This is a genomic window from uncultured Allobosea sp., assembly GCF_945957345.1.
GTDB lineage: Bacteria > Pseudomonadota > Alphaproteobacteria > Rhizobiales > Beijerinckiaceae > Allobosea.
On record NZ_CAMFKW010000001.1, the window covers coordinates 1 to 18,607 of the forward strand.

General features: G+C 66.2%; 15 protein-coding genes and 1 pseudogene. 7 read left to right on the top strand and 9 right to left on the bottom strand.

The window, feature by feature from the left end; translation table 11 throughout:
• From Q0Q36_RS00005 to Q0Q36_RS00030, 6 genes and pseudogenes are all read right to left on the bottom strand, one after another.
• Positions 1 to 295: pseudogene (locus tag Q0Q36_RS00005) on the bottom strand (type VI secretion system baseplate subunit TssE); the annotation flags it as partial.
• Positions 296 to 414: 119 nt separating this feature from the next.
• Positions 415 to 897 (bottom strand): type VI secretion system tube protein Hcp, encoded by a 483-nt coding sequence (locus tag Q0Q36_RS00010; protein WP_265059867.1) that lies wholly within the window; start codon positions 895 to 897, stop codon positions 415 to 417.
• Positions 898 to 1,036: 139 nt separating this feature from the next.
• Positions 1,037 to 2,542, bottom strand: a complete 1,506-nt coding sequence (gene tssC / locus Q0Q36_RS00015; RefSeq protein WP_293794670.1) for a type VI secretion system contractile sheath large subunit — start codon at positions 2,540 to 2,542, stop codon at positions 1,037 to 1,039.
• Positions 2,543 to 2,685: 143 nt separating this feature from the next.
• A complete protein-coding gene (gene tssB / locus Q0Q36_RS00020) occupies positions 2,686 to 3,216 on the bottom strand; it encodes a type VI secretion system contractile sheath small subunit (protein WP_293794671.1) in 531 nt (176 codons plus the stop codon).
• Between the two features lie 122 nt (positions 3,217 to 3,338).
• A complete protein-coding gene (locus Q0Q36_RS00025; RefSeq protein WP_293794672.1) occupies positions 3,339 to 4,793 on the bottom strand; it encodes a type VI secretion system ImpA family N-terminal domain-containing protein in 1,455 nt (484 codons plus the stop codon).
• Between the two features lie 70 nt (positions 4,794 to 4,863).
• Positions 4,864 to 5,421, bottom strand: coding sequence for an OmpA family protein (locus Q0Q36_RS00030; protein WP_265059871.1), 558 nt, complete (start codon positions 5,419 to 5,421; stop codon positions 4,864 to 4,866).
• Positions 5,422 to 5,539: 118 nt separating this feature from the next.
• Here Q0Q36_RS00030 and Q0Q36_RS00035 point away from each other — a divergent pair, with 118 nt between their 5' ends.
• The 3 genes from Q0Q36_RS00035 to tagH are packed head-to-tail and all read left to right on the top strand — an operon-like array spanning position 5,540 to position 9,404.
• Positions 5,540 to 7,399, top strand: coding sequence for a type VI secretion system Vgr family protein (locus tag Q0Q36_RS00035; protein ID WP_293794673.1), 1,860 nt, complete (start codon positions 5,540 to 5,542; stop codon positions 7,397 to 7,399).
• 37 nt (positions 7,400 to 7,436) lie between these two features.
• Positions 7,437 to 7,985, top strand: a complete 549-nt coding sequence (locus Q0Q36_RS00040; RefSeq protein ID WP_293794674.1) for a hypothetical protein — start codon at positions 7,437 to 7,439, stop codon at positions 7,983 to 7,985.
• 33 nt (positions 7,986 to 8,018) lie between these two features.
• Entirely contained in the window at positions 8,019 to 9,404 is a 1,386-nt protein-coding gene (gene tagH, locus Q0Q36_RS00045; protein ID WP_293794675.1) for a type VI secretion system-associated FHA domain protein TagH, read from the top strand.
• Between the two features lie 125 nt (positions 9,405 to 9,529).
• On the opposite strand, the gene Q0Q36_RS00050 is transcribed toward tagH, so the two are convergent.
• The 3 genes from Q0Q36_RS00050 to Q0Q36_RS00060 form a co-directional block, all read right to left on the bottom strand.
• Positions 9,530 to 9,883 carry a RidA family protein gene (locus tag Q0Q36_RS00050; RefSeq protein ID WP_293794676.1) on the bottom strand — a complete coding sequence of 118 codons (354 nt, stop codon included), beginning with the start codon at positions 9,881 to 9,883 and terminating at the stop codon, positions 9,530 to 9,532.
• Between the two features lie 59 nt (positions 9,884 to 9,942).
• On the bottom strand, positions 9,943 to 10,725 hold the full coding sequence (locus Q0Q36_RS00055; RefSeq protein WP_293794677.1) for a hypothetical protein: 783 nt from the start codon (positions 10,723 to 10,725) through the stop codon (positions 9,943 to 9,945).
• A gap of 67 nt (positions 10,726 to 10,792) precedes the next feature.
• Positions 10,793 to 11,296 (bottom strand): PAAR domain-containing protein, encoded by a 504-nt coding sequence (locus tag Q0Q36_RS00060; RefSeq protein WP_293794678.1) that lies wholly within the window; start codon positions 11,294 to 11,296, stop codon positions 10,793 to 10,795.
• Positions 11,297 to 11,472: 176 nt separating this feature from the next.
• On the opposite strand from Q0Q36_RS00060, the gene tssK reads away from it, so the two are divergent.
• The 4 genes from tssK to tagF are packed head-to-tail and all read left to right on the top strand — an operon-like array spanning position 11,473 to position 18,605.
• Positions 11,473 to 12,810: a type VI secretion system baseplate subunit TssK gene (gene tssK, locus Q0Q36_RS00065; protein WP_293794679.1), complete on the top strand. Its 1,338-nt coding sequence runs from the start codon at positions 11,473 to 11,475 to the stop codon at positions 12,808 to 12,810.
• Positions 12,807 to 14,249, top strand: a complete 1,443-nt coding sequence (tssL, locus tag Q0Q36_RS00070) for a type VI secretion system protein TssL, long form (protein ID WP_293794680.1) — start codon at positions 12,807 to 12,809, stop codon at positions 14,247 to 14,249. Before tssK ends, tssL begins: the two co-directional genes overlap by 4 nt.
• A gap of 12 nt (positions 14,250 to 14,261) precedes the next feature.
• Positions 14,262 to 17,894 carry a type VI secretion system membrane subunit TssM gene (gene tssM / locus Q0Q36_RS00075; protein WP_293794681.1) on the top strand — a complete coding sequence of 1,211 codons (3,633 nt, stop codon included), beginning with the start codon at positions 14,262 to 14,264 and terminating at the stop codon, positions 17,892 to 17,894.
• A gap of 3 nt (positions 17,895 to 17,897) precedes the next feature.
• Positions 17,898 to 18,605 (top strand): type VI secretion system-associated protein TagF, encoded by a 708-nt coding sequence (tagF, locus tag Q0Q36_RS00080; RefSeq protein WP_293794682.1) that lies wholly within the window; start codon positions 17,898 to 17,900, stop codon positions 18,603 to 18,605.
• Positions 18,606 to 18,607 lie beyond the last annotated feature (2 nt).

Below are 18,607 nucleotides of genomic sequence, written 5' to 3' on the forward strand. Positions count from 1 at the left end.
GGATCGCATCGACCCGATGCTCGTCGATCGACAGCCGGGTCATGTCGGGAAAGCCGTGGTTGAGCACCGAGCGGCGCACATGCTCCAGCCCGGACAGGTCGAGCGAGGAGCCGAGATTGATGGTGTTGACCAGCGCATCGAGGTCGATCGCGATCTCGCGGCGCAGCTTCTGCTCGGTGATCGCCGCCCGAGGCGCGGCGCGGCGCGGCGCGATCACACGTTCGCCGCCCTCGTCCCTCAGGTCGAGCGCGGTCTTCGCATCCTTCTCCAGATGCGCCTCCCGGAATGCGAACATCAAAGGCGGCCGCAGCCGTTTCTTCGAGATCGGGTCGACCATGGCCTGACGCACCATTGGCAAGGCATAGCGAGACGGAATATCGGCTCCGGCAGATGCCGGAGCCGATATTCTTCGTCTCACTTCGAGTGGGTCTTGATGTCCCAGGTCATGGTGCTCGGCGCATCGAGCGAGCCATCGGCCTTCTGCGGCTTGTATTCGAATTTGATCTTGGCGTAGTTCAGCGAGAACTGGTCGGTCGGGATGCTGGAGCCGCCGGCATGGTCGCCGGACTGGTAGCTCGACACCAGCAGATCCTCGAGCGTCAGCGTATAGTAGTCCTGCTGGGTCTCGCCCTGCTTGCGGACGAAGAGCACCGCCTTCTTGATGTGCTTGCCGCTGGCGCAGGACAGCGCCAGGTTCGTCGAGGCCTTGCCGACCGAGGCCGTGAAGTGGATGTCCTGGAAGCTCGCCTTGCCGGCGCCGCCACCCGCGTTGGAGGCGTGCGAGCCCGCATTGTTGACGCCCCATGAGAAGGAATCGACCTCGATCGTATCCTTGTGGTTCTTGTCCTTGCTTTCGCCCTTGATACCGTCGATCTCGAGCAGGAAGTCGCTAGCCATTGTTACCTCCAGAAATAGGGGTTGCCGTGGGTTGGCGGGTGCGAACCCGCTGTGGACGCACTTCTCCTGTCGCGCCGCCCTCAAGCGGCCGGCGCGCCGAAGATCCTCGTTGTCGCCGTCACCCGGGATCAGGTGACGGTCACTGCTTGGGAGCTGGCAGTCGCGAGACCAGGCTCAGGCCGATATCCATGCCTTCGAGCTGGAAGTGCGGCCGCAGATAGAACTTGGCCGAGTAGTAGCCAGGGTTCTCCTCGTCCTCGAAGACATCGATGCGCGCATCGGAGAGCGGGCGCCGCGCCTTCGTCTCTTCGCTGGAATTGACCGGATCGCCGTCGACATAGTCGGTGATCCACTCCTGCAGCCAGCGGCGCAGAGGCTCCTTTTCCTTGTAGGAGCCAATCTTGTCGCGAACCATGCACTTCAGGTAGTGCGCGAAGCGCGAGACCGCGAACATGTAGGGCAGCCGCGAGGACAGGTTGTCGGATGCGGTGGCCGCCACGCCGTCCGGCCCCGAGAAGGCCTTGGGCTTGTAGAGCGACTGGGCGCCGATGAAGGCAGCCTTGTCGGTGTTCTTGCGGTGAATCAGCGGGATCAGGCCGGATTTCGCCAGCTCCGCCTCGCGCCGATCGCTGATCGCGATCTCGGTCGGGCATTTCAGGTCGATGCCGCCATCGTCCGTCGGGAAGGTATGGGTCGGAAGGTTGAGCACCTCGCCGCCCGACTGGACGCCGCGGATGCGCGTGCACCAGCCATATTCCTTGAAGGCGCGGTTGATGTTGACCGCCATGGCGTAGGCCGCGTTCATCCAGGCGTATTTCTCGCCCTTGTGCCCGTCGGTATCCTCCTCGAAGGCGAATTCCTCGACCGGCTCGGACTTGGCGCCGTAGGGCACCCGCGACAGCACCCGCGGCAGGCAGAGGCCGACATAGCGGGAGTCGGCCGCGTCGCGCAGGCCTTTCCAGGCCGCATAGTCCGGCGTGTCGAAGACCTTGCCGAGATCGCGCGGGTTGGACAGCTCCGTCCAGGCATCCATGCCCATCAGCGTCGGGTCGGCCCCGGCGAAGAAGGGCGCATGCGCCGCCGCCGCCACCTTCGACAGATCGCGCAGGAGCTGCACGTCGGTCGGGACATGGCTGAAATGATAGTCGCCGATCAGGCAGCCGAAGGGCTGGCCGCCGAGCTGGCCGAATTCCTGCTCGTAGACCTGCTTGAACAGCGGGCTCTGGTCCCAGCGCGCCCCGGGGAACGTCTTGAGATTGCGATAGAGCTCGTTCTTCGAGACGTTCATCACCTTGATCTTCAACTGTGCATCCGTCTCCGAATTGAAGACGAGATAGTTGAGACCGCGCCAGGCGCTTTCGATCTTCTGGTATTCGGGTGCGTGCAGCACCTCGTTCATCTGCTCGGTCAGCTTGGCGTCGAGCCTCGCGATCATCTCCTCGATCGTGTCGATGACGTCGCCCTTGATCAGGGTCTGGTCCGCCAGTGCCTGATTGACCAGGGTCGCGACCGCGTTCTCGACCTCGGTCGCCGCGCGTTCCGTCTTGGGCTTGAAACTCTGCTTCAGGATCGCCGAGAAATCGTCGATCTCACGCGTCTCGACTGCTGCCCCGCCGGGCTGTTGGGTTTGTGCTTCCGCTGCCATTGCCGCCTCGCTCGCTTAACCGCCTGCAGGCCCTGCCCCGTCCATGCGGACGGGATCGCTTCAGATTGTCCGGAGCATCGCTTCCGCGAAAGTCGGTTCCCGACCTCTCGCAGCGCGCTCCGGGGCGGGCCTGCGCCCTATCCTCAGTTTGCCGTCTTGTCGTCGGAAGGCTCGCCCTTGCCGAGCCTGTCCTTCAGCGCCGCCATGAGCTGCGGATCGGCCAGTAGCGCCTTGATCTGGTCGCTGGCGGCCATCTTGCCGTCCATGTAGCGCAGCAGGTTGGCGAGTTGCTCGCGTGCCTCCAGCAGCTTGGCCGTCGCCGGGATCTGGCGGGCGATCGCGGCCGGGTTGAAGTCCTCGAATTTCGAGAATTTCAGCGCCACCGAGAGCTTCTCGTTGCTGTCGTCGCCGAGCTTGTTGGGCACGTTGAAGGACACGGCCGGCTCGATCGCGGCCATGCGCTGATCGAAATTGTCCATGTCGAAGTCGAGAAACTTGCGCTGCGAGATGTCGGGCTTGTCGACAGCCGAGGCGTTGCCGGAGAGATCGGCCATCACGCCCATGACGAAGGGCAGCTCGATCTTCTGTTCCGCGTTGTACGGATCCTCATAGGTGATGTGGACCCGAGGCGGCCTGTTGCGGCGGATGAACTTCTGTCCAGAATCTCCGGCCATGTGACGTGCCCCTCTGCATTCGTGCCACGCCGACGTAACGTGACATCCTATCCGGTTTCACCCGTCATCGATATAGTCTCGCGACCGTGACGGGAGGTTCAAGGCAATGACGAAAAACTTCCCTAGCTGTCGGCCTCCGGCAACGGCACGACATCTGGCAGGATGTTGCCGAGAAGCGACATGAAATCATGCTGCGCCAGAGCACAGGCCTTGTCCATCAGAAGCGGCGTCGGGTGCGACGGCTCGATCTGGCGGTAGAACGCCGCGACCGCTCTCATCGCGCTCACCGCATCCGCGCGGCTGCCGATCACGATCGCGGACGGCACGGAAACGACCGGCGCGGGAGCGGCCTCGATCGCCTCGCCATCGCTTTCCTCGGACGTCTCGTCGCTCGCCTCGGCATCGCTGTCGTAGCCGTCGCCGGCGTCATCCGAGCTGTCGCTATAGCTTTCGTCGGAGTCGCTCCCGGCCTGGTATTCGCTGTCCGCCTCGTAGCCATCCGGCGCCGGCAGCCGCTCGAGCGGCAAGCGGAAGCGGCGCTGGTCGCCGATCTCGATCACCGCCTTGTCGACATGGTCGGGAAACATGATCTGGATGACCTCGATCAACGACTTTCCGATCAGCTGCTGCGCCTGCCCGATGAGCAGGACGGCCGGGCTCGAAGGCTCGGTTTTGCGAAAGTAGCCGAGGCAGGCAGACAGCGTATCCTTCACATGGAGGATGCTCGACAGGCTGCCCGGAACGAAGCTGGCGGTGTTTGCTGCCGACCCCTGCGGACCGGTCGCCACGGGCTCCGGTCCCGCCGCCTGATGGCCCGGGACGCGTCGTGCGACCGCCGCATCCAGGAAGGCGGCGATCTGGTCCAGCAGCGCAGCCAGCCGCGGAAAGCCGAGGGGATGATCGACACCGACCTTCTCCAGCCAGATCGTCCGCAGGCGCGCGAGCGCGTCGCGCGCCGCATTGACCTGCCCGAGCACCGCGACGAGATCGTCGACCTCGACCTCCCCCAGCGCCGCCTGGATCGCGCTCGCATCGGGATGCTGCTCGCCTTCGACCAGCTTGGTCTCGCCGCTCGCGACGAGCTGGCTGCGGAACATGAACGGCCCGATCCGGCGGCTGACGAAGAGCGGCGCGTGCTGCAGCGGCAGGACCACGGTGGCCAGTTCGTCGAGCCCCTGCAGGGCGACCTCGCGCATCACGAAATCGCCGTCCAGCGCTCGCGGATGCACCTCCTCCCAATAGGAGCCGAGGAGATCGGCCATGGCTGAGAGAGAGGCGCTGAAACCCGGCACGTCGCGGTTGAGGATCGTGAGCTTCGCCGCGAGCACGAATACCCTGAGGTCGCGCGAGCGCTCCAGCAGCTTGCCGAGCTCGGCGAAGGCGGGCGGGAACTCGATGCTCGTCCGGTCGAAGGCGACTTGCCGCCCGTCGTCGTCGCGGCGGAAATACGAGGCCGGCAGCGCGACCTCGAGCCGCGCCGTGGCGTTCATGAAATCGAGATCGTCTTCGAGATCCGGCCCGCAGGGCTCGTCCGCCGAGACCGGCTTCGTCAGTTCGGCGAAATTCAGGCCCGCCATCGTCCACCCCGCTTGCAGGAGCGGCGGCCCGGCCACGGCCGGGATCGCCGCGGCCGTTTCTTGTTATGCCTCACTCGGTGCGCAGGCGCGTCTCGACCCGGCGGTTGTCGCCGGAGAGCGGATCGGCCGCGATCGGCTTGCTCTGCCCGTAGCCCTTCGCCACCAGATGGGCGGCATTGACCCCGTGTCCACCGAGATAGCGCACCACGGCCTGCGCCCGGCGCTGCGACAGGTTGAGATTGTAGGAAGCGCTGCCGGCAGCGTCGGTATGCCCCTCGACCATGAAGGTCTGCTTCGAGAGCTGCGGCGTCTTCAGCGCCTTGGCGAACTCGTCGAGATTGAGCTTGGCCTCGGGCTCCAGCTCGTCGGAATTATATTTGAACTTCACGACCAGGTCGAAGGCGCTGACCGGCTTTGCCGGCTCGACCACCTGCCCGGCCCTGGCGCATTCGGCCTCCGTGCCGACGCACAGCCCGCGCGTGACGCCGGGCTTCGGTGCGACTGCCGGGCCGAAATGCTTGACGATGTCGTCGGCCTTGTAGGTCTGCGCGCTCGCCGCCTGCGCCATGGAGAGAACCAAGGCGCCGCTCAGAGCGACGAAGGCAGTGAAGCCGGGCTGCTTGCGCATGGGAACACTCCCGCTGAAATTCGCCGTCTGGCAGTTGATGACTTAGGGACGGAAGGATGACTCCAGAAATCACCTACGTCAATATAAAAATAGAAGCCCGAATCGAAAGGTTCAATTGATGCCATCCGCTCTTGGGCAAACTCAAAGAACCGCATCTTTCTCGACGCCAGCGGGAAAAGACGAATTTACACTTATCAAGTTCGAAGCCAACGAAGCTTTGAGCGAATTATTCACGTATAATATCGAAGCGACCAGCAAGACTGAGAACGCTGATCTGCAAAGCATCATGAGCGAGAAATGCTCGATCAAGTTTACGCTCAAGAACAAGAGCGAGCGGGTCCTGAACGGCACGCTGGTCGATGCGCAATGGCTGGGCCAGCAGGACGATCTCTACATCTACCGCTTCACGCTCAAGCCCTGGCTCTGGCTGCTCTCACAGCGGGCCGACTGCCGGATTTTCAAGAACAAGACCGCCGTCGAGATCATCAAGAAGATTTTCGAGAAAGAAGGCTCGGCGAGCGCCGATTATCGTCTCAGCGAGACGCTCCAGCCGATCGACTACTGTGTCCAGTACCGCGAGACCGATCTCGATTTCGTCCTGCGGCTGATGGAGCAATACGGCCTCTACTACTATTTCAAGCACAGCGACGGCGACCATAAGCTGGTGCTCTGCGATTCCCGCTCCGGCCATGACGAGGTCACGGCGGCGGCCGAGCCGAGCTTCCAGGGCGATGCCTCGGCTTACGCCTACGTGCCGCAGGGCAACCGCTTCCCCCGCTCGCAGGTCGAGCATCTGACGCACTGGTCGACGATCCGGCGTCTGCGCACCGGCAAGTTCGAGCTCAAGGACTATGATTTCGAGAAATCCGAGTCCGATCTCACCGCCCGCGCCGAGGAAGGCTTCCCCAAGGCGAAATCCTACGAGGCCTATGACTATCCGGCCGCCTACACCAAGCGCGATCAGGGCGAGCATTTCGCCCGCGTGATGGCGCAGGCGGAGCAAGCCCAGGACGACCGCCGCTATGCCGGCGGCGATGCCGCCAGCCTCTATCCGGGCGCGCTGATGAAACTCTCCGAGCATCCGACCGGCGCCGAGAACGGCGAGTATATCGTCGTCCGCGCGACCCATGCCTTCGGCATCCAGAGCTATCGCTCGTCGGGACGCCGGGACGAGGCGCTCTATCACGGCTCCTACGAGCTCCAGAAAAGCGACAAGCGCTTCCGCGCCGCGATCGTGACGCCCCGCCCCACCGTCTACGGGCCGCACACCGCCAAGGTCGTCGGCGAGAAGAACAAAGGCGAGGAAGGCGATATCGACGTCGACGAATACGGCCGTATCTGGCTGCGTTTCCACTGGGACCGCGAGGACGGCTCGACTTCCTGCCGCACCCGCGTCGCGCAGATGTGGGCCGGCAAGGGCTGGGGCGGGCAGGTCATCCCCCGCATCGGCCAGGAGGTGATCGTCGAATATATCGAGGGCAATCCCGACCTGCCGCTCGTCGTCGGCGCCGTCGTCAACGATCAGCACAAGCCCCCCTACGACTTGCCGGCGAATAAAACGCAATCGGGCCTCAAGTCGGAATCGACGGACGGCGCCGGCATCACCGACACCTATAACGAGATCAAGTTCGAGGACCTCAAGGATCACGAGGTGCTCGAAATCCGGACCGAGAAGGATCACAAGATCACGGTCAACAACATCGAGACCCGCGATATCGGCGAGCGCTACCAGGACGGCGGCTATTCGCGCGAGACCACGCTGAAGAAGGGCGACGACAAGCTCGACGTCCAGAACGGCAAGCTCGACGTCGAAGCCCTGACGGAGATCAATCTCAAGGTCGGCCAGAGCACGATCAAGATGACGCCCGGCAGCATCGAGATCAAATCGCCGACCATCACGATCCACAGCCAGGCCAAGACGGAGGTGAAGAGCGACGGCATGCTCATCATCAACGCCCCGATGGTGAACATCAACTGACCCGGATAGCATCAGCGACAGAACGGCCGGAGCCTCCATGTCACGCCTGCGCTTCAGCACCGCCCGCGAAGTGTTCGAGACCTATCCCGCGGCCCGCCAGGCCGTCACGATGGCGCCGACCACCGAGCCTCCGCTGACTTTCCTCGGCCGTCTCGTCCGGGGACCGGCGCCGACGGAGGCGGCGAGCTTCTGCGCCTTCCTGCTGCCGCGCCGCGAGACGGTGTGGTGGGCGCTGCAGGCGGTGCGCTCGATGCAGCCGCCCGGCACGCAGGATCCAGGCCTTGCCGCGGCCGAGGCCTGGGTGCGCGAACCCGGCGACCGCACCCGCTTCGAAGCCCTGCGGCAAGCCCAGGCCGGCGACAGCGCGCGGCCGGGCACTTTCGTCGCCTGGGCGGCCGGCTATTCCGGCGGCAGCATGTCGGAGAGCCATCCGATCCCCACGCCGTCGGACCTGACCGCGAAAATGGCCCGCATCGCGGTGCTCAACGCGATCAACCGCCTGCCGGCGCGCGAGCGCGAAGGCGCGTTGCGTGCCTGTATCGAAGCATGCATTCGTTTGGCTGAAGATGATGCCGGCAAGCGCTGATCTGCACAGGCGCGCCGGAACGGGACGTCCGCGATGGCGCTGACACTGACGATCGAGAACGAAACCTCCCTGCCAGATGGCGGCCCGCTGAGCGTGACCACCAGCGGCGGGCGCGGTCTCGATATCGGCCGCGACCAGCATCTCGACTGGGCCCTGCCCGATCCCTCGCGCGCCGTCTCCGGCCGGCACTGCGAGATCCGCTTCCGTGATGGCGGCTGGTGGCTGCGCGACATCTCGACCAATGGCACTTTCGTCAATGGCGGCGAGCATCGCGTGCAATCGCCCTACCGCCTGCAGAACGGCGACAGGCTGGAGATCGGCCACTACATCATCGCCGTAGCCATCGTCGATGAAGCTGGACAAGTCTCCGACGCCGCTCCTGCCCCGCCGCCTTACGCAGCCCAGCCGGAATCGCTGTGGGCATCGAGCGAGGACGCTGCCCCGCCGATCGCGCGCCGCGACCTGATGCCGCCGAGCCATGCCCGGCCGGTCCATGCCGGCTTCATCGACTGGGCAGCTGATATCCCCGCCCCCAGTACCGAGCCGGCCCCGCCGCCGGCGCGGGACTGGTCGCCGCCCGCCGCACGGACGGACGAATTCGCCTGGGCGCCATTGCAGCCGCAGCCTCTCCCACCGGAGGAGCCGGTCATGCCGATCCCGACGCCGCGCCGTCCACCGGCGAGCAGCCCGGCCGGCGCCAATCCATGGGACGAGCCGGCCGAGGATGCGCCTCCGCCTGAGCCGGAGACCGAAGCCGCTCCCGCGCCCATGCCGGCCTACACGCCGCCGCCCCTCCCGGCAGAGCCGGCCGCGCCGCAACCCGGCTCACCCCAGCCGATCTCGATGGGCGAGTTCATGCAGCGCTTCGCCAAGGGTGCCGGCGTCTCACCGCAGGCGCTGGCGACGCAGGACCCCGGCGCCTTCGCCGAGCAGCTCGGCGGCCTGATGCGCCTGATCGCCGAGGAGCTGAAGGGTTTGCTCGCTGCTCGCGCCGAAACCAAGCGCATTGCCCGCAGCACCAGCCAGACGATGATCCAGGCACAGGACAACAACCCGCTGAAATTCTCGCCGACGGTCGACGACGCCCTGCAATTGATCTTCGGCCAGCCGCGCAGCGGCTATCTCGACGCCAAGCGCGCCTTCGACGAGAGCTTTCGCGATCTCAAGGCTCACCAGATCAAGACCTATTCGGCCATGCAGCACGCACTCAAGATGCTGGTCGAGGACCTCGATCCCCAGGCGATCAACGAGGCGACGGCGCAGGACGGTGGGCTCGGCGGCCTGATCGGCTCGCGCAAGGCCAAGATGTGGGAAGCTTATGTCGCGCGCTGGGATGCCAAGACCGCGCCTTACGAGAACGGCCTCGTCGACGCCTTCATGATCTATTTCGCCGAGTGCTACGACCGCGGCGGGAAGTAACCGGGCCCTGCCGTCATGCTCGCCCTTGTGGCGAGCATCCACGTCTTGACCACGGCCTTCGACCAGCAAAGACGTGGATGGTCGGGACAAGCCCGACCATGACGCTATCGGGGAACGTGCGAGGATTACCCCTTCGCCGCGACCGCGGTGATCTCGATGGCGTAACCCGGCGAGGCCAGCTTCGCCTCGACGGTCGCCCGCGCCGGGGAATGGCCCTTCGCGACCCACTTGTCCCAGACCGCGTTCATCTCGCCGATCTTGCCGATATCGGTGAGGAAAATCTGGACGCTGAGGATGCGCTCCTTGCTGCTGCCGGCCTGCGCCAGCGTGTCTTCCAGCAACGCGAGCACCTCCGCAGTCTGCTCGGTCAGCGAAGCCCCCTCGGTCTTCTCGGCGACATGGCCGGCCAGGAAGATGATGCCGTTGAAGATGGCGGCGTCGCAGTAGCGGGCGGCCAGTCCGATGCGTTCGATGGTCATGGGCTTTGATCCTGTCGCGGGAGGGAAAGCACCCGCTTGGCCTGCCCGGCCTCGGCGGGTCAAGCCGTCGGCAGCGCCAGGATCTCGCGGATCGCCTGCAATTTGAGCTGACGTGGCGTTTGGTTCATGGCGGCCCTGTAGTAGCCGAGGATACTGAGCTGCTCGTAGGTCGCCCAGATCGAGTCGTCCTCGAACGCCGCCATCCGCTCCTCGAAGTTCAGGATCATCCCGTATTCCATCCCGACGCCACGCTCGATCGGCGGCGGGGTCGGCTTGCTGCGCTTCTGTGCCTCGGCCGCTGCGAAGGCCGCGAGCGCGCCGGGAATCCAGGCCTGCTCATAGGCGGCGGCGATATCGGCGGGGGCCTCGCCCTTGCCGACGAGCACCCGCCGGCAAGCATCGGCGAAGGCATCGGTCAGGCCGTTCGCCTCGGCGGCGGAATCAGCCTTGTTGTAGTCGGCCCGCAGCGGCTCGACATAGGCGAAGAGGTTTTCGAGCTGCCGCGCCGCCGGCCCCGCGAGGAACAGCCAGGGAAGAGCGCCGTCGATCGAAAGCTGGCCCGGCAGCAGATGCGCCGCCTGCTCGCCGTCGTCGGCTCGAAAGAACTGGCGGACCGCTGCGGTGCAGGTCACGGTCGGCACCGGCAGGATCGGGCGCTTGCGCCGCGCCGGATCACGGATCAGCGCCATGTAGCAGAGCGCTTCGACGACACGCCCGTTGCGGGCGAGCCCGTGGTTGACCGCCCGCTGGTGATCAGACGAAAAGCGCTGCACCATCTTGTGGCGGAAGCGCTCCAGCTTCGCCTCGACCCGATCCGGGACCGTTCGCCTGCCCTTCGCCATCGCACCCCGCAGCGAGAAAACGATTCCGGTTCAGCGGCTTCCGCCGCTGTCTTGAATCAACCTGCGATCAGCCGCCGATGATCACGGTCGGCAACCCCATCACGATCTTGTTGGGTGGCCCCAGCGCCTCGATGATCGTGTCGCCGACCCGGCAGGCCGGCAGGTTGTTGATCAGCACGGTCTGCGAGCCGTCGATGACGACACCGAGGCCGTGCGGCACAGGCGGCGGAACCGGCGTCAGGCAATTGTGGATGTCGGCGCCGCCTGACGCTCCGGTGATCATCGAACCCATGCTGGCGGCAACCGCGTTCTTCGTCGCGATCTCGGCGGCCAGAGCCGCAGGCGCACCGGGCGTCCCGGCGGCAGCCAAAGTCGCGGCTTCCGCCGCCTGCACCGTCGCGTCCGCCGCAGCTTTTGCGGACTGGATCGCAGCCGCGGCAGCGGCCGGCACGCCGCGCCAGGCCGGCATGCCGCCGATGATCACGTTCATGCTGCCCGGGCCGGGCTGGAGCATGCCCGGCAGCGGATGCAGCACCGGGTCCATGACGCGTGCGGCCGGTCCCTTGGGCATGCAAGCCTCCTGCTGGAACGGATTCGTAGCGACGAGGACTGCCGCGAAAATCGCTCCCCCGCATCCTTCAAGTCAATGACGGCGGTGCCTGAACGGCGCGCTAGCATTCGTTTGGTGACGCTTGGGTAGGACCCGTATAAGCTCGCCCAGCCTGCCTTCGAGTGAGCGAGACCGGAATGTCGTGGTACAGCAAGGTCGTCTGGTCGGAAGGACTGTTTCTCAGGCCGCATCACTTCCAGCAGAGCGATCGCTATCTCGAAAACCTGCTGGAAAGCCGCGTCAGGAATGTCACGCCCTACCCATGGGGCTTCTCGGTGCTGGAGATCGACCGCGACCTCGCCCAGCAGAGCCGCATCGGCCTGCGCCGCGCCGTCGGCGTCCTGCCGGACGGCACGCCCTTCGCGCTGCCTGATAATAGCCCCCTACCGGCCGCGATCGAGGTGCCGGAGAACGCCGCCGGCCAGATCGTCTGGCTCTCGCTGCCGCTCGCCGCCGCCAATACGCGCGAGGTCGAGGACACGCTGAACGGCTCTGCCAGCCGCTATGTCCCCGCCAACGAGATGCTGATCGATTCGACCGCCTCGCTGCGGACGGAAGAAGAGATCGACGTCGCCCATCCGCGCCTGACGTTGGAGCTGCGCAAGACCTCGAAGGCCGGCTATGTCGGCCTGGCGCTCGGCCGCATCCTCGAAGTGCGCGACCGCGCCATCCTCTTCGACGAGAAATTCGCCCCGCCGGTCCTCGTCTGCTCCGCCTATCCGGTGATAGAGGGCTGGCTCGACCGCGTCATTGGCTGGATCGACAACAAGCTGGAGGAGCTTGCCCGCTACGCCGCCGATCCGACGGCCGGCGGCGGCCTGCAGAGCGCCGATTATTTCGTGCTCCAACTCCTCAACCGCAGCATCCCCGTGCTGAAGCACATGCGCCGCTCGCGCTTCGTCCATCCCGAGCGGCTGTTCTCGACCTTCCTGGCGCTGGCCGGCGAGCTTGCGACCTTCACCACGGCCGAGCGTCGCGCCCGCGACTACCCGGCCTATGATCATGACGACCTGGAGAACTGCTTCGCCCCGGTCGTGCGCGACATCCAGGACTTCCTCTCGGCCAATCTCGGCCGCCGGGCGATCCGGCTGGAGATCGTCGAGCGCGCGCAGAACGCCTTCATGTCGACGATCCGCGACCGCAGCCTCGTGCGCAACGCCACGCTGGTGCTGGAAGTCGCGGCCCGCCGGCCATTGACCGAGATCCAGGCGCAGTTCCCGCAGCTCTTCAAGGTCGGCCCCAACACCAAGATGAACGAGATCGTCCATGCCCATCTGCCGGGCATCAATCTCGTCCACCTGCCGACGCCGCCGCCGCAGATCCGCGCGCTCACGGATCATGTATACTTCTATCTCGACCGCACCTCGCCGCTCTGGCCCGAATTCAGCACGGCAAGTTCGATCGGCATGCATTTTTCCGGTGACTGGCCCGATCTCGAGCTCGAGCTCTGGGCCGTTCTGGAGGGCAGGCGATGAGCGATCCGGGTTCGCCCTCAGATCCGTTCGGCCGCTCCGAGCGGACGATCATCAGGCCGAACCCCGGCGGGCGCCGCGCGCCCCTGCCGCCCGCTCCCGCCGCGCCGGCACCCGCAGCGCCGCAGGCACCCCAACCCTACCAGCCGCCGCAGGGGCCCTCGCCCGGCGTGCCCGGCACCGGCGACGAATGGATGTCGCAACCGGCGCCGATCCCGCAGCGGCAGGCCCCGCCGCCTCCGGCCGGCGGCCAGTCCCTGCCACGCCGCGACCAGTTGCTGACGCCGAACGCGAACCCGCTGTTGCGCGCCGCAGGCCCGCTCCTGCTGCTGCTCGGGCGGATGCGCGCCAATCTCTCGAATGCGCCCTTCGCTCAGCTCCTTGGGCAGGTCGGCGATTCCATCGAAGCCTTCGAGCATGAGGTCCGCACCGCCGGCGTCTCGGCCGATACAGCGCAGACCGCGAAATACGTCATTGCCGCCAGCGCCGACGACATCGTCCAGAACATCCCCGGCGACGACCGCCATGTCTGGACGCAATACAGCATGCTCTCGCGCTTCTTCGGCGAGCGGATCGGCGGCGTCCGCTTCTTCGAGATGCTCGACAAGGCGAAAGCCGATCCGTCGGTCAATTACGACCTGCTGGAGCTGATGCATGCCTGCCTGGCGCTGGGCTTCCAGGGCATCCACCGCACCTCGGCCGGTGGCGCCAACAATCTCCAGATGATCCAGCGCAATCTGTTCGAGACACTGCGCCGGGTGAAGCAGCCCGATCCCGAGCTCTCGCCACGCTGGCGCGGGCAGGCGATCGCGCAGGCCGTCGCGGGTTTCAAGATTCCCGTCTGGTCCGTAGCCGCGATCGCGGCCGTCGCCCTGCTGGGCGTTTATTTCGTCTTCCGTGCGCTGCTCGCCGGCAATGCCGAGGCGGCCTCGACCGCCCTGCTCTCGGTCCACCCGAAGGGCGAGATCGGCATCATGCGCAAGGTCTTCTCGGCCCCGCCGCCGCCTCCCCCGCCGCCACCGCAGCCGCCCAAAGTCTGCGCCGCCGTGCAGCCGCCGATCGTCTGCCTGGTGACGCCCAATGTCGTCATCGTCCGCCTCGTCGGCATCACGCTGTTCGAACCCGGCCAGGCCGCCGTCCGGGCCGAGTTCCAGCCCCTGATCGAGCGCATCGCCGCGGTGCTGGAAAAGGAGGGCGGTGCCATCAAGGTCGTCGGCCATACCGACAACGTGCCGATCCGCACCGCCCGCTTCCCCTCCAATGTCGAGCTCTCGCAGGCCCGCGCCAAGGCGGTCGGCGACGGCTTGAAAGCCAAGCTCAGCAAGCCGGACAGGATCAGCTTCGAGGGCAAGGGCGCGGATACGCCGATCGCCCCCAACAACACCGCCGACGGCCGCGCCCAGAACCGGCGCGTCGAAATCCTGATCCAGCGTCAGAACTAGGAGGGCGAAGCCATGAACCTCGCCACCTGGCTTCGCATCGTAGCCATCCTGATCGGCGCGCTCGCGCTCGCCGCGCTGATCTGGTTCGGCGGTCCTTTCGTCGCGTTCGGCGAGGTCCGGCCGTTCGAATCCTTCTGGGTGCGCCTGCCCATTGCCGTGCTTTTGCTCGTCTGTGCATTTGCCTGGATTGCGGTCATCGTCATCCGCCGCCGCAAGGCGACAGCGGCGTTGACCGAGGCGCTGGAAAAGGAAGAGACGACCGGCGACGGCGCCGCCCTCTCCAGCGCGATGAAGGACGCGCTCGCGACGCTGAAGAGCGCCCGCGGCAAAGGTGGCGATTATCTCTACGACCTGCCCTGGTATGTCATCATCGGCCCCCCCGGTGCCGGCAAGACCACGGCTCTGGTCAACTCCGGCCTGAAATTCCCGCTGGCGCGCGGCGCGACGCCAGCCGCCGTCGCCGGCTCCGGCGGCACGCGTTATTGCGACTGGTGGTTCGCCGAGGACGCGGTGCTGATCGACACCGCCGGCCGCTACACCACGCAGGACACCGACACCAGGGCCGAGAAGTCGAGTTGGCTCGCCTTCCTCGACCTGCTCAAGACCAACCGCCCGCGCCAACCGATCAACGGCGTGCTCGTCGCGATCAGCGTCGAGGATCTGCTGACCTCATCCCCGGAGGAGATCACCGCCCATGCCGACGCGATCCGTGCCCGCCTGCTCGAACTCCACGAGCGGCTGAAGGTCGATTTCCCGGTCTATGCGGTCTTCACCAAGGCCGACCTGATCGCCGGCTTCAACGAGTTCTTCGGCCAGTTGACCGAGCCGCAGCGGCGCATGGTTTGGGGCCACACATTCCAGACCGCCGACAAGACCCGCAACATGATCGGCGACGTGCCGCCGGAATATGACGCGCTGATCGAGCGCCTGAACGAGCGCCTGCCCGATCGTCTGCAGGACGAGCACAACCCAACCGCGCGCGCCCAGATCTTCGGCTTCCCCAGCCAGATGGCGACGCTGAAGCGCTCCATCGTCGAGTTCCTCACCCGCGTCTTCGAGCCGACGCGCTATCATGCCAATGCGACCTTGCGCGGCTTCTACTTCACCTCCGGCACCCAGGAAGGCACGCCGATCGATCAGTTGATCGGTGCGCTCTCGCGCAATTTCGGCTCAGACCATGCCGGCGCCGCCTCCTTCTCCGGCAAGGGCAAGAGCTATTTCCTGACCGAATTGGTGCAGAAGGTGGTGATCGGCGAATCCGGCTGGGTCTCGACCGATCTCGGCGCCGCCCGCCGCACGACCGCGCTGCGCATCGCCGGCTTCGCCACGGTGGCGCTTGTATCGCTCGCCGCGCTTGGCCTGTGGTGGATGAGCTTCTCGCGGAACAGCGACCTGATCACCGCGACCAATTACGGCCTGTCCGACTATCGCAGCGCCGCCGCGCCCGTGTTGCAGGAGACCACGATCTCCGATCGCAACTTCAGCCGTGTCCTGCCGCTGCTGCACAAGCTCCGGAACATGCCGGCAGGTTACGCCACCCAGGCCGAACCGACGCCGACGCTTGCCACCTTCGGCCTCAGCCAGCGCGAGCGCCTCCAGAACGCGAGCGAGATCACCTACCAGCAGGGCCTGGAGCGGATGCTGCGCCCCCGCATCATCTTCCGGTTGGAGGAACAGCTCGAGCAGCAAGCCAACAATCCCGGCTTCGTCTACGAGGCGCTCAAGGTCTATATGATGATCGGCGGGCAGGCGAAGCTTGACCGTGATCTCGTCACCTCCTGGATGCGGCTGGACTGGGCCGAGAACCTCTTCCCCGGCCCGGCCAACGCCAAGGGCCGCGAGGCGCTGGAGGAGCATCTGACCGCCATGCTCGACCTCGACGAGGGAACGGGCGAGCCGATGGTCAAACTCAACCAGTCGCTGATCGAGCAGAGCCAGCGCACGCTGCGCCGCCTCAGTATCGCCGAGCGCGCCTATGAGCTGCTGCGCACGCAGTCCCGCAGCGACAGCGCCAAGGACTGGGTCGTCTCACAACGCGGCGGTTCCGATGTCCGGCTGGTTTTTGAAGGTGTTGGGGGCGAAGACCTCGACCAGATCCGCGTGCCCTATTTCTACACCTATGACGGCTTCCAGAGCGCCTTCATCGGCCGGCTCGGCGATATCGGCGACCGGATTGAAAAGGAGCGCTGGGTGCTGGGCGAGAATGTCGACCAGCAGGCGATCACCGCCCAGTACGCGACATTGTTTCAGGACCTGATGAAGCTCTACAGCCGCGACTATGTCGCGACCTGGCAGAAGACACTGCGGCGGCTGAAACTCCGGCCGCTCAACGCCGACAAGCCGCGCTATGTCGCGCTGAGCGCGATCTCGGCCGCGACCTCGCCCTTCAAGCAGGTGCTGGAATCCCTGCGCGACGAGACGCAGCTAACCAAGGAGCGTCCGAACGCGAAGAAGGCCGTGGCCCAGGCCGCCGCGAAGAATGTGGCGCAGACGCTGGACGAGCGCGCCAGCCAGGCGCTCGGCCGGCTCGGCACCAACCTGCCGATGGCCTCGGCCGGCGTGGACCGCGTGCTGGCCAATAGCGGCGACGTCTCGCTCGGCGCCGATATCGAGGCGCAGTTCAAGCCCTACCATGTCCTCGTCGACGGCGATCTCGGCCGCCGGCCGGTCGATCAGCTCCTCCAGACCTTCTCGGAGATCAGCCAGAACCTCGCCATCGCGGCGACCAACCCGGCCCAGTCGGCGGCCGCGAACGCCGCGCTCGTGCCGCTGATCGCGACCTTGCGCGCCAATTTCTCGCGTTATCCCGCCCCCTTCGACGGCATGATCGTGCAGGCCGTCAACGATTTCGAGGGCGATGCCACCGGCGCCACCGTCGCCCTGCTGCGGCAGGCTCTGGCGGAGCAGGTCACCGGCGTCTGCAACGAGATCGTCACCAACCGCTATCCCTTCACCAAGGCGAGCGCCCGCGACGTGCCGCTCGCCGATTTCGCCCGGCTCTTCGCGCCCGGCCAGATCATGGACAAGTTCTACAAGGAGCGGCTGGAGCCCTTCGTCGATACCTCCAAGCCGCAATGGAGCTGGCGCGTCGACAGCCGCGTCGCCCGCGCGCTCTCGCCGACGACGCTGCGCGAATTCCAGCGCGCCAGCGAGATCAAGGAGGCCTTCTTCCCGACCGGCGGCAACCTGCCCTCCTTCCAGATGGTGGTGACGCCGACCGCGCTCTCGGCCGATGCGTCCACCGCGAAGCTGGAGATCAACGGTTTCACCGTGACGAGCCAGCAGGGCGTCAACACGCCGGCCCCGGTGATGTGGCCGGGTGGCGGCGTCGGCAAGACGGCAGTGACGCTGACGCTCGGCGGCGGCAGCAGCAATTCCGGCGGCATGTTCAGCGGCGGCTTCTTCTCCTCGGGCTCGCAGAGCGGCGGCGGCGTGCAGGGCGAGGCCAAGCTCTTCGAGAAGGACGGCACCTGGTCCTTCTTCCGGCTGCTCGATGCCGGCTCGGTGCTGAAGCAGGGCGACAATGTCGGCTTCAACCTGAATGCCGGCGGCCGGCAGGTCGGCTATTCCTTCGGAGTCGGCTCGCTCAAGAACCCGCTGATCCTGCCGGCGCTGCGGGAGATCCGCTGCCCCTCCGGGATCTGACCCTTGAGCTGCGGCCTCTTCGGCAAGCTTCCGGCCAAGCGCGATTTCATCGCGCTCAACGCCCCCTCCGGCTTCCTCGGGACTTACGAGAAATGGCTGCAAGGCGGCTTGACCGCGAGCCGGCTCGAACTCGGCAACCAGTGGCAGGAGGCCTATCTCAACGCCCCGATCTGGCGCTTTTGGCTGGGCAGCGCGCATGGCGGGCAGACAGTGGCGGGCGCCTTCATGCCCTCGGTCGACGGCGTCGGCCGCTATTTCCCGCTCACCGTCTTCGCTGCCGCCAGCCCGGGCGCCGCGATCCCCCCGCCGGAACTCGACCCGCAGGACAAGTGGTTCGAGGCGATCGAGGATTTCCTGCTCCAGGCACTGGAGCCGCAGGCGAGCTACGAGACCGTGGCGCAACGCCTCTCCGCCCTGCCCGTCCCCAACGACCACCACCTCGCCGCGCCGCCGCAGGACATGGTCCGCCTCTCCGACGGCACGATCGTCAGCGCCGCGATCGCCTCCGGCTTCCCGGAGCGGCTCGCCACCCTGCGCGTCGAGGATCATGCCCGCGCCTATGCCCATTCATGCTATCTCTGGACCGTCGGCGGTCCGAATTTCGAGCCGCTGGCCTTGACCGGCCACGCCTTGCCCGATTCCTATCTCTTTGCCGGCCTGCTCACCGGCCGCTTCGACGGCCATCTCGCGCCCGAGCGCGCCGGATCATGAGG

What these genes read in the sequence shown, in the direction of transcription:
- Q0Q36_RS00010 (WP_265059867.1), bottom strand. Translation starts at nt 897, where the DNA reads ATGGCTAGCGACTTCCTGCTCGAGATCGACGGTATCAAGGGCGAAAGC.
- tssC (WP_293794670.1), bottom strand. Translation starts at nt 2,542, where the DNA reads ATGGCAGCGGAAGCACAAACCCAACAGCCCGGCGGGGCAGCAGTCGAG.
- tssB (WP_293794671.1), bottom strand. Translation starts at nt 3,216, where the DNA reads ATGGCCGGAGATTCTGGACAGAAGTTCATCCGCCGCAACAGGCCGCCT.
- Q0Q36_RS00025 (WP_293794672.1), bottom strand. Translation starts at nt 4,793, where the DNA reads ATGGCGGGCCTGAATTTCGCCGAACTGACGAAGCCGGTCTCGGCGGAC.
- Q0Q36_RS00030 (WP_265059871.1), bottom strand. Translation starts at nt 5,421, where the DNA reads ATGCGCAAGCAGCCCGGCTTCACTGCCTTCGTCGCTCTGAGCGGCGCC.
- Q0Q36_RS00035 (WP_293794673.1), top strand. Translation starts at nt 5,540, where the DNA reads ATGCCATCCGCTCTTGGGCAAACTCAAAGAACCGCATCTTTCTCGACG.
- Q0Q36_RS00040 (WP_293794674.1), top strand. Translation starts at nt 7,437, where the DNA reads ATGTCACGCCTGCGCTTCAGCACCGCCCGCGAAGTGTTCGAGACCTAT.
- tagH (WP_293794675.1), top strand. Translation starts at nt 8,019, where the DNA reads ATGGCGCTGACACTGACGATCGAGAACGAAACCTCCCTGCCAGATGGC.
- Q0Q36_RS00050 (WP_293794676.1), bottom strand. Translation starts at nt 9,883, where the DNA reads ATGACCATCGAACGCATCGGACTGGCCGCCCGCTACTGCGACGCCGCC.
- Q0Q36_RS00055 (WP_293794677.1), bottom strand. Translation starts at nt 10,725, where the DNA reads ATGGCGAAGGGCAGGCGAACGGTCCCGGATCGGGTCGAGGCGAAGCTG.
- Q0Q36_RS00060 (WP_293794678.1), bottom strand. Translation starts at nt 11,296, where the DNA reads ATGCCCAAGGGACCGGCCGCACGCGTCATGGACCCGGTGCTGCATCCG.
- tssK (WP_293794679.1), top strand. Translation starts at nt 11,473, where the DNA reads ATGTCGTGGTACAGCAAGGTCGTCTGGTCGGAAGGACTGTTTCTCAGG.
- tssL (WP_293794680.1), top strand. Translation starts at nt 12,807, where the DNA reads ATGAGCGATCCGGGTTCGCCCTCAGATCCGTTCGGCCGCTCCGAGCGG.
- tssM (WP_293794681.1), top strand. Translation starts at nt 14,262, where the DNA reads ATGAACCTCGCCACCTGGCTTCGCATCGTAGCCATCCTGATCGGCGCG.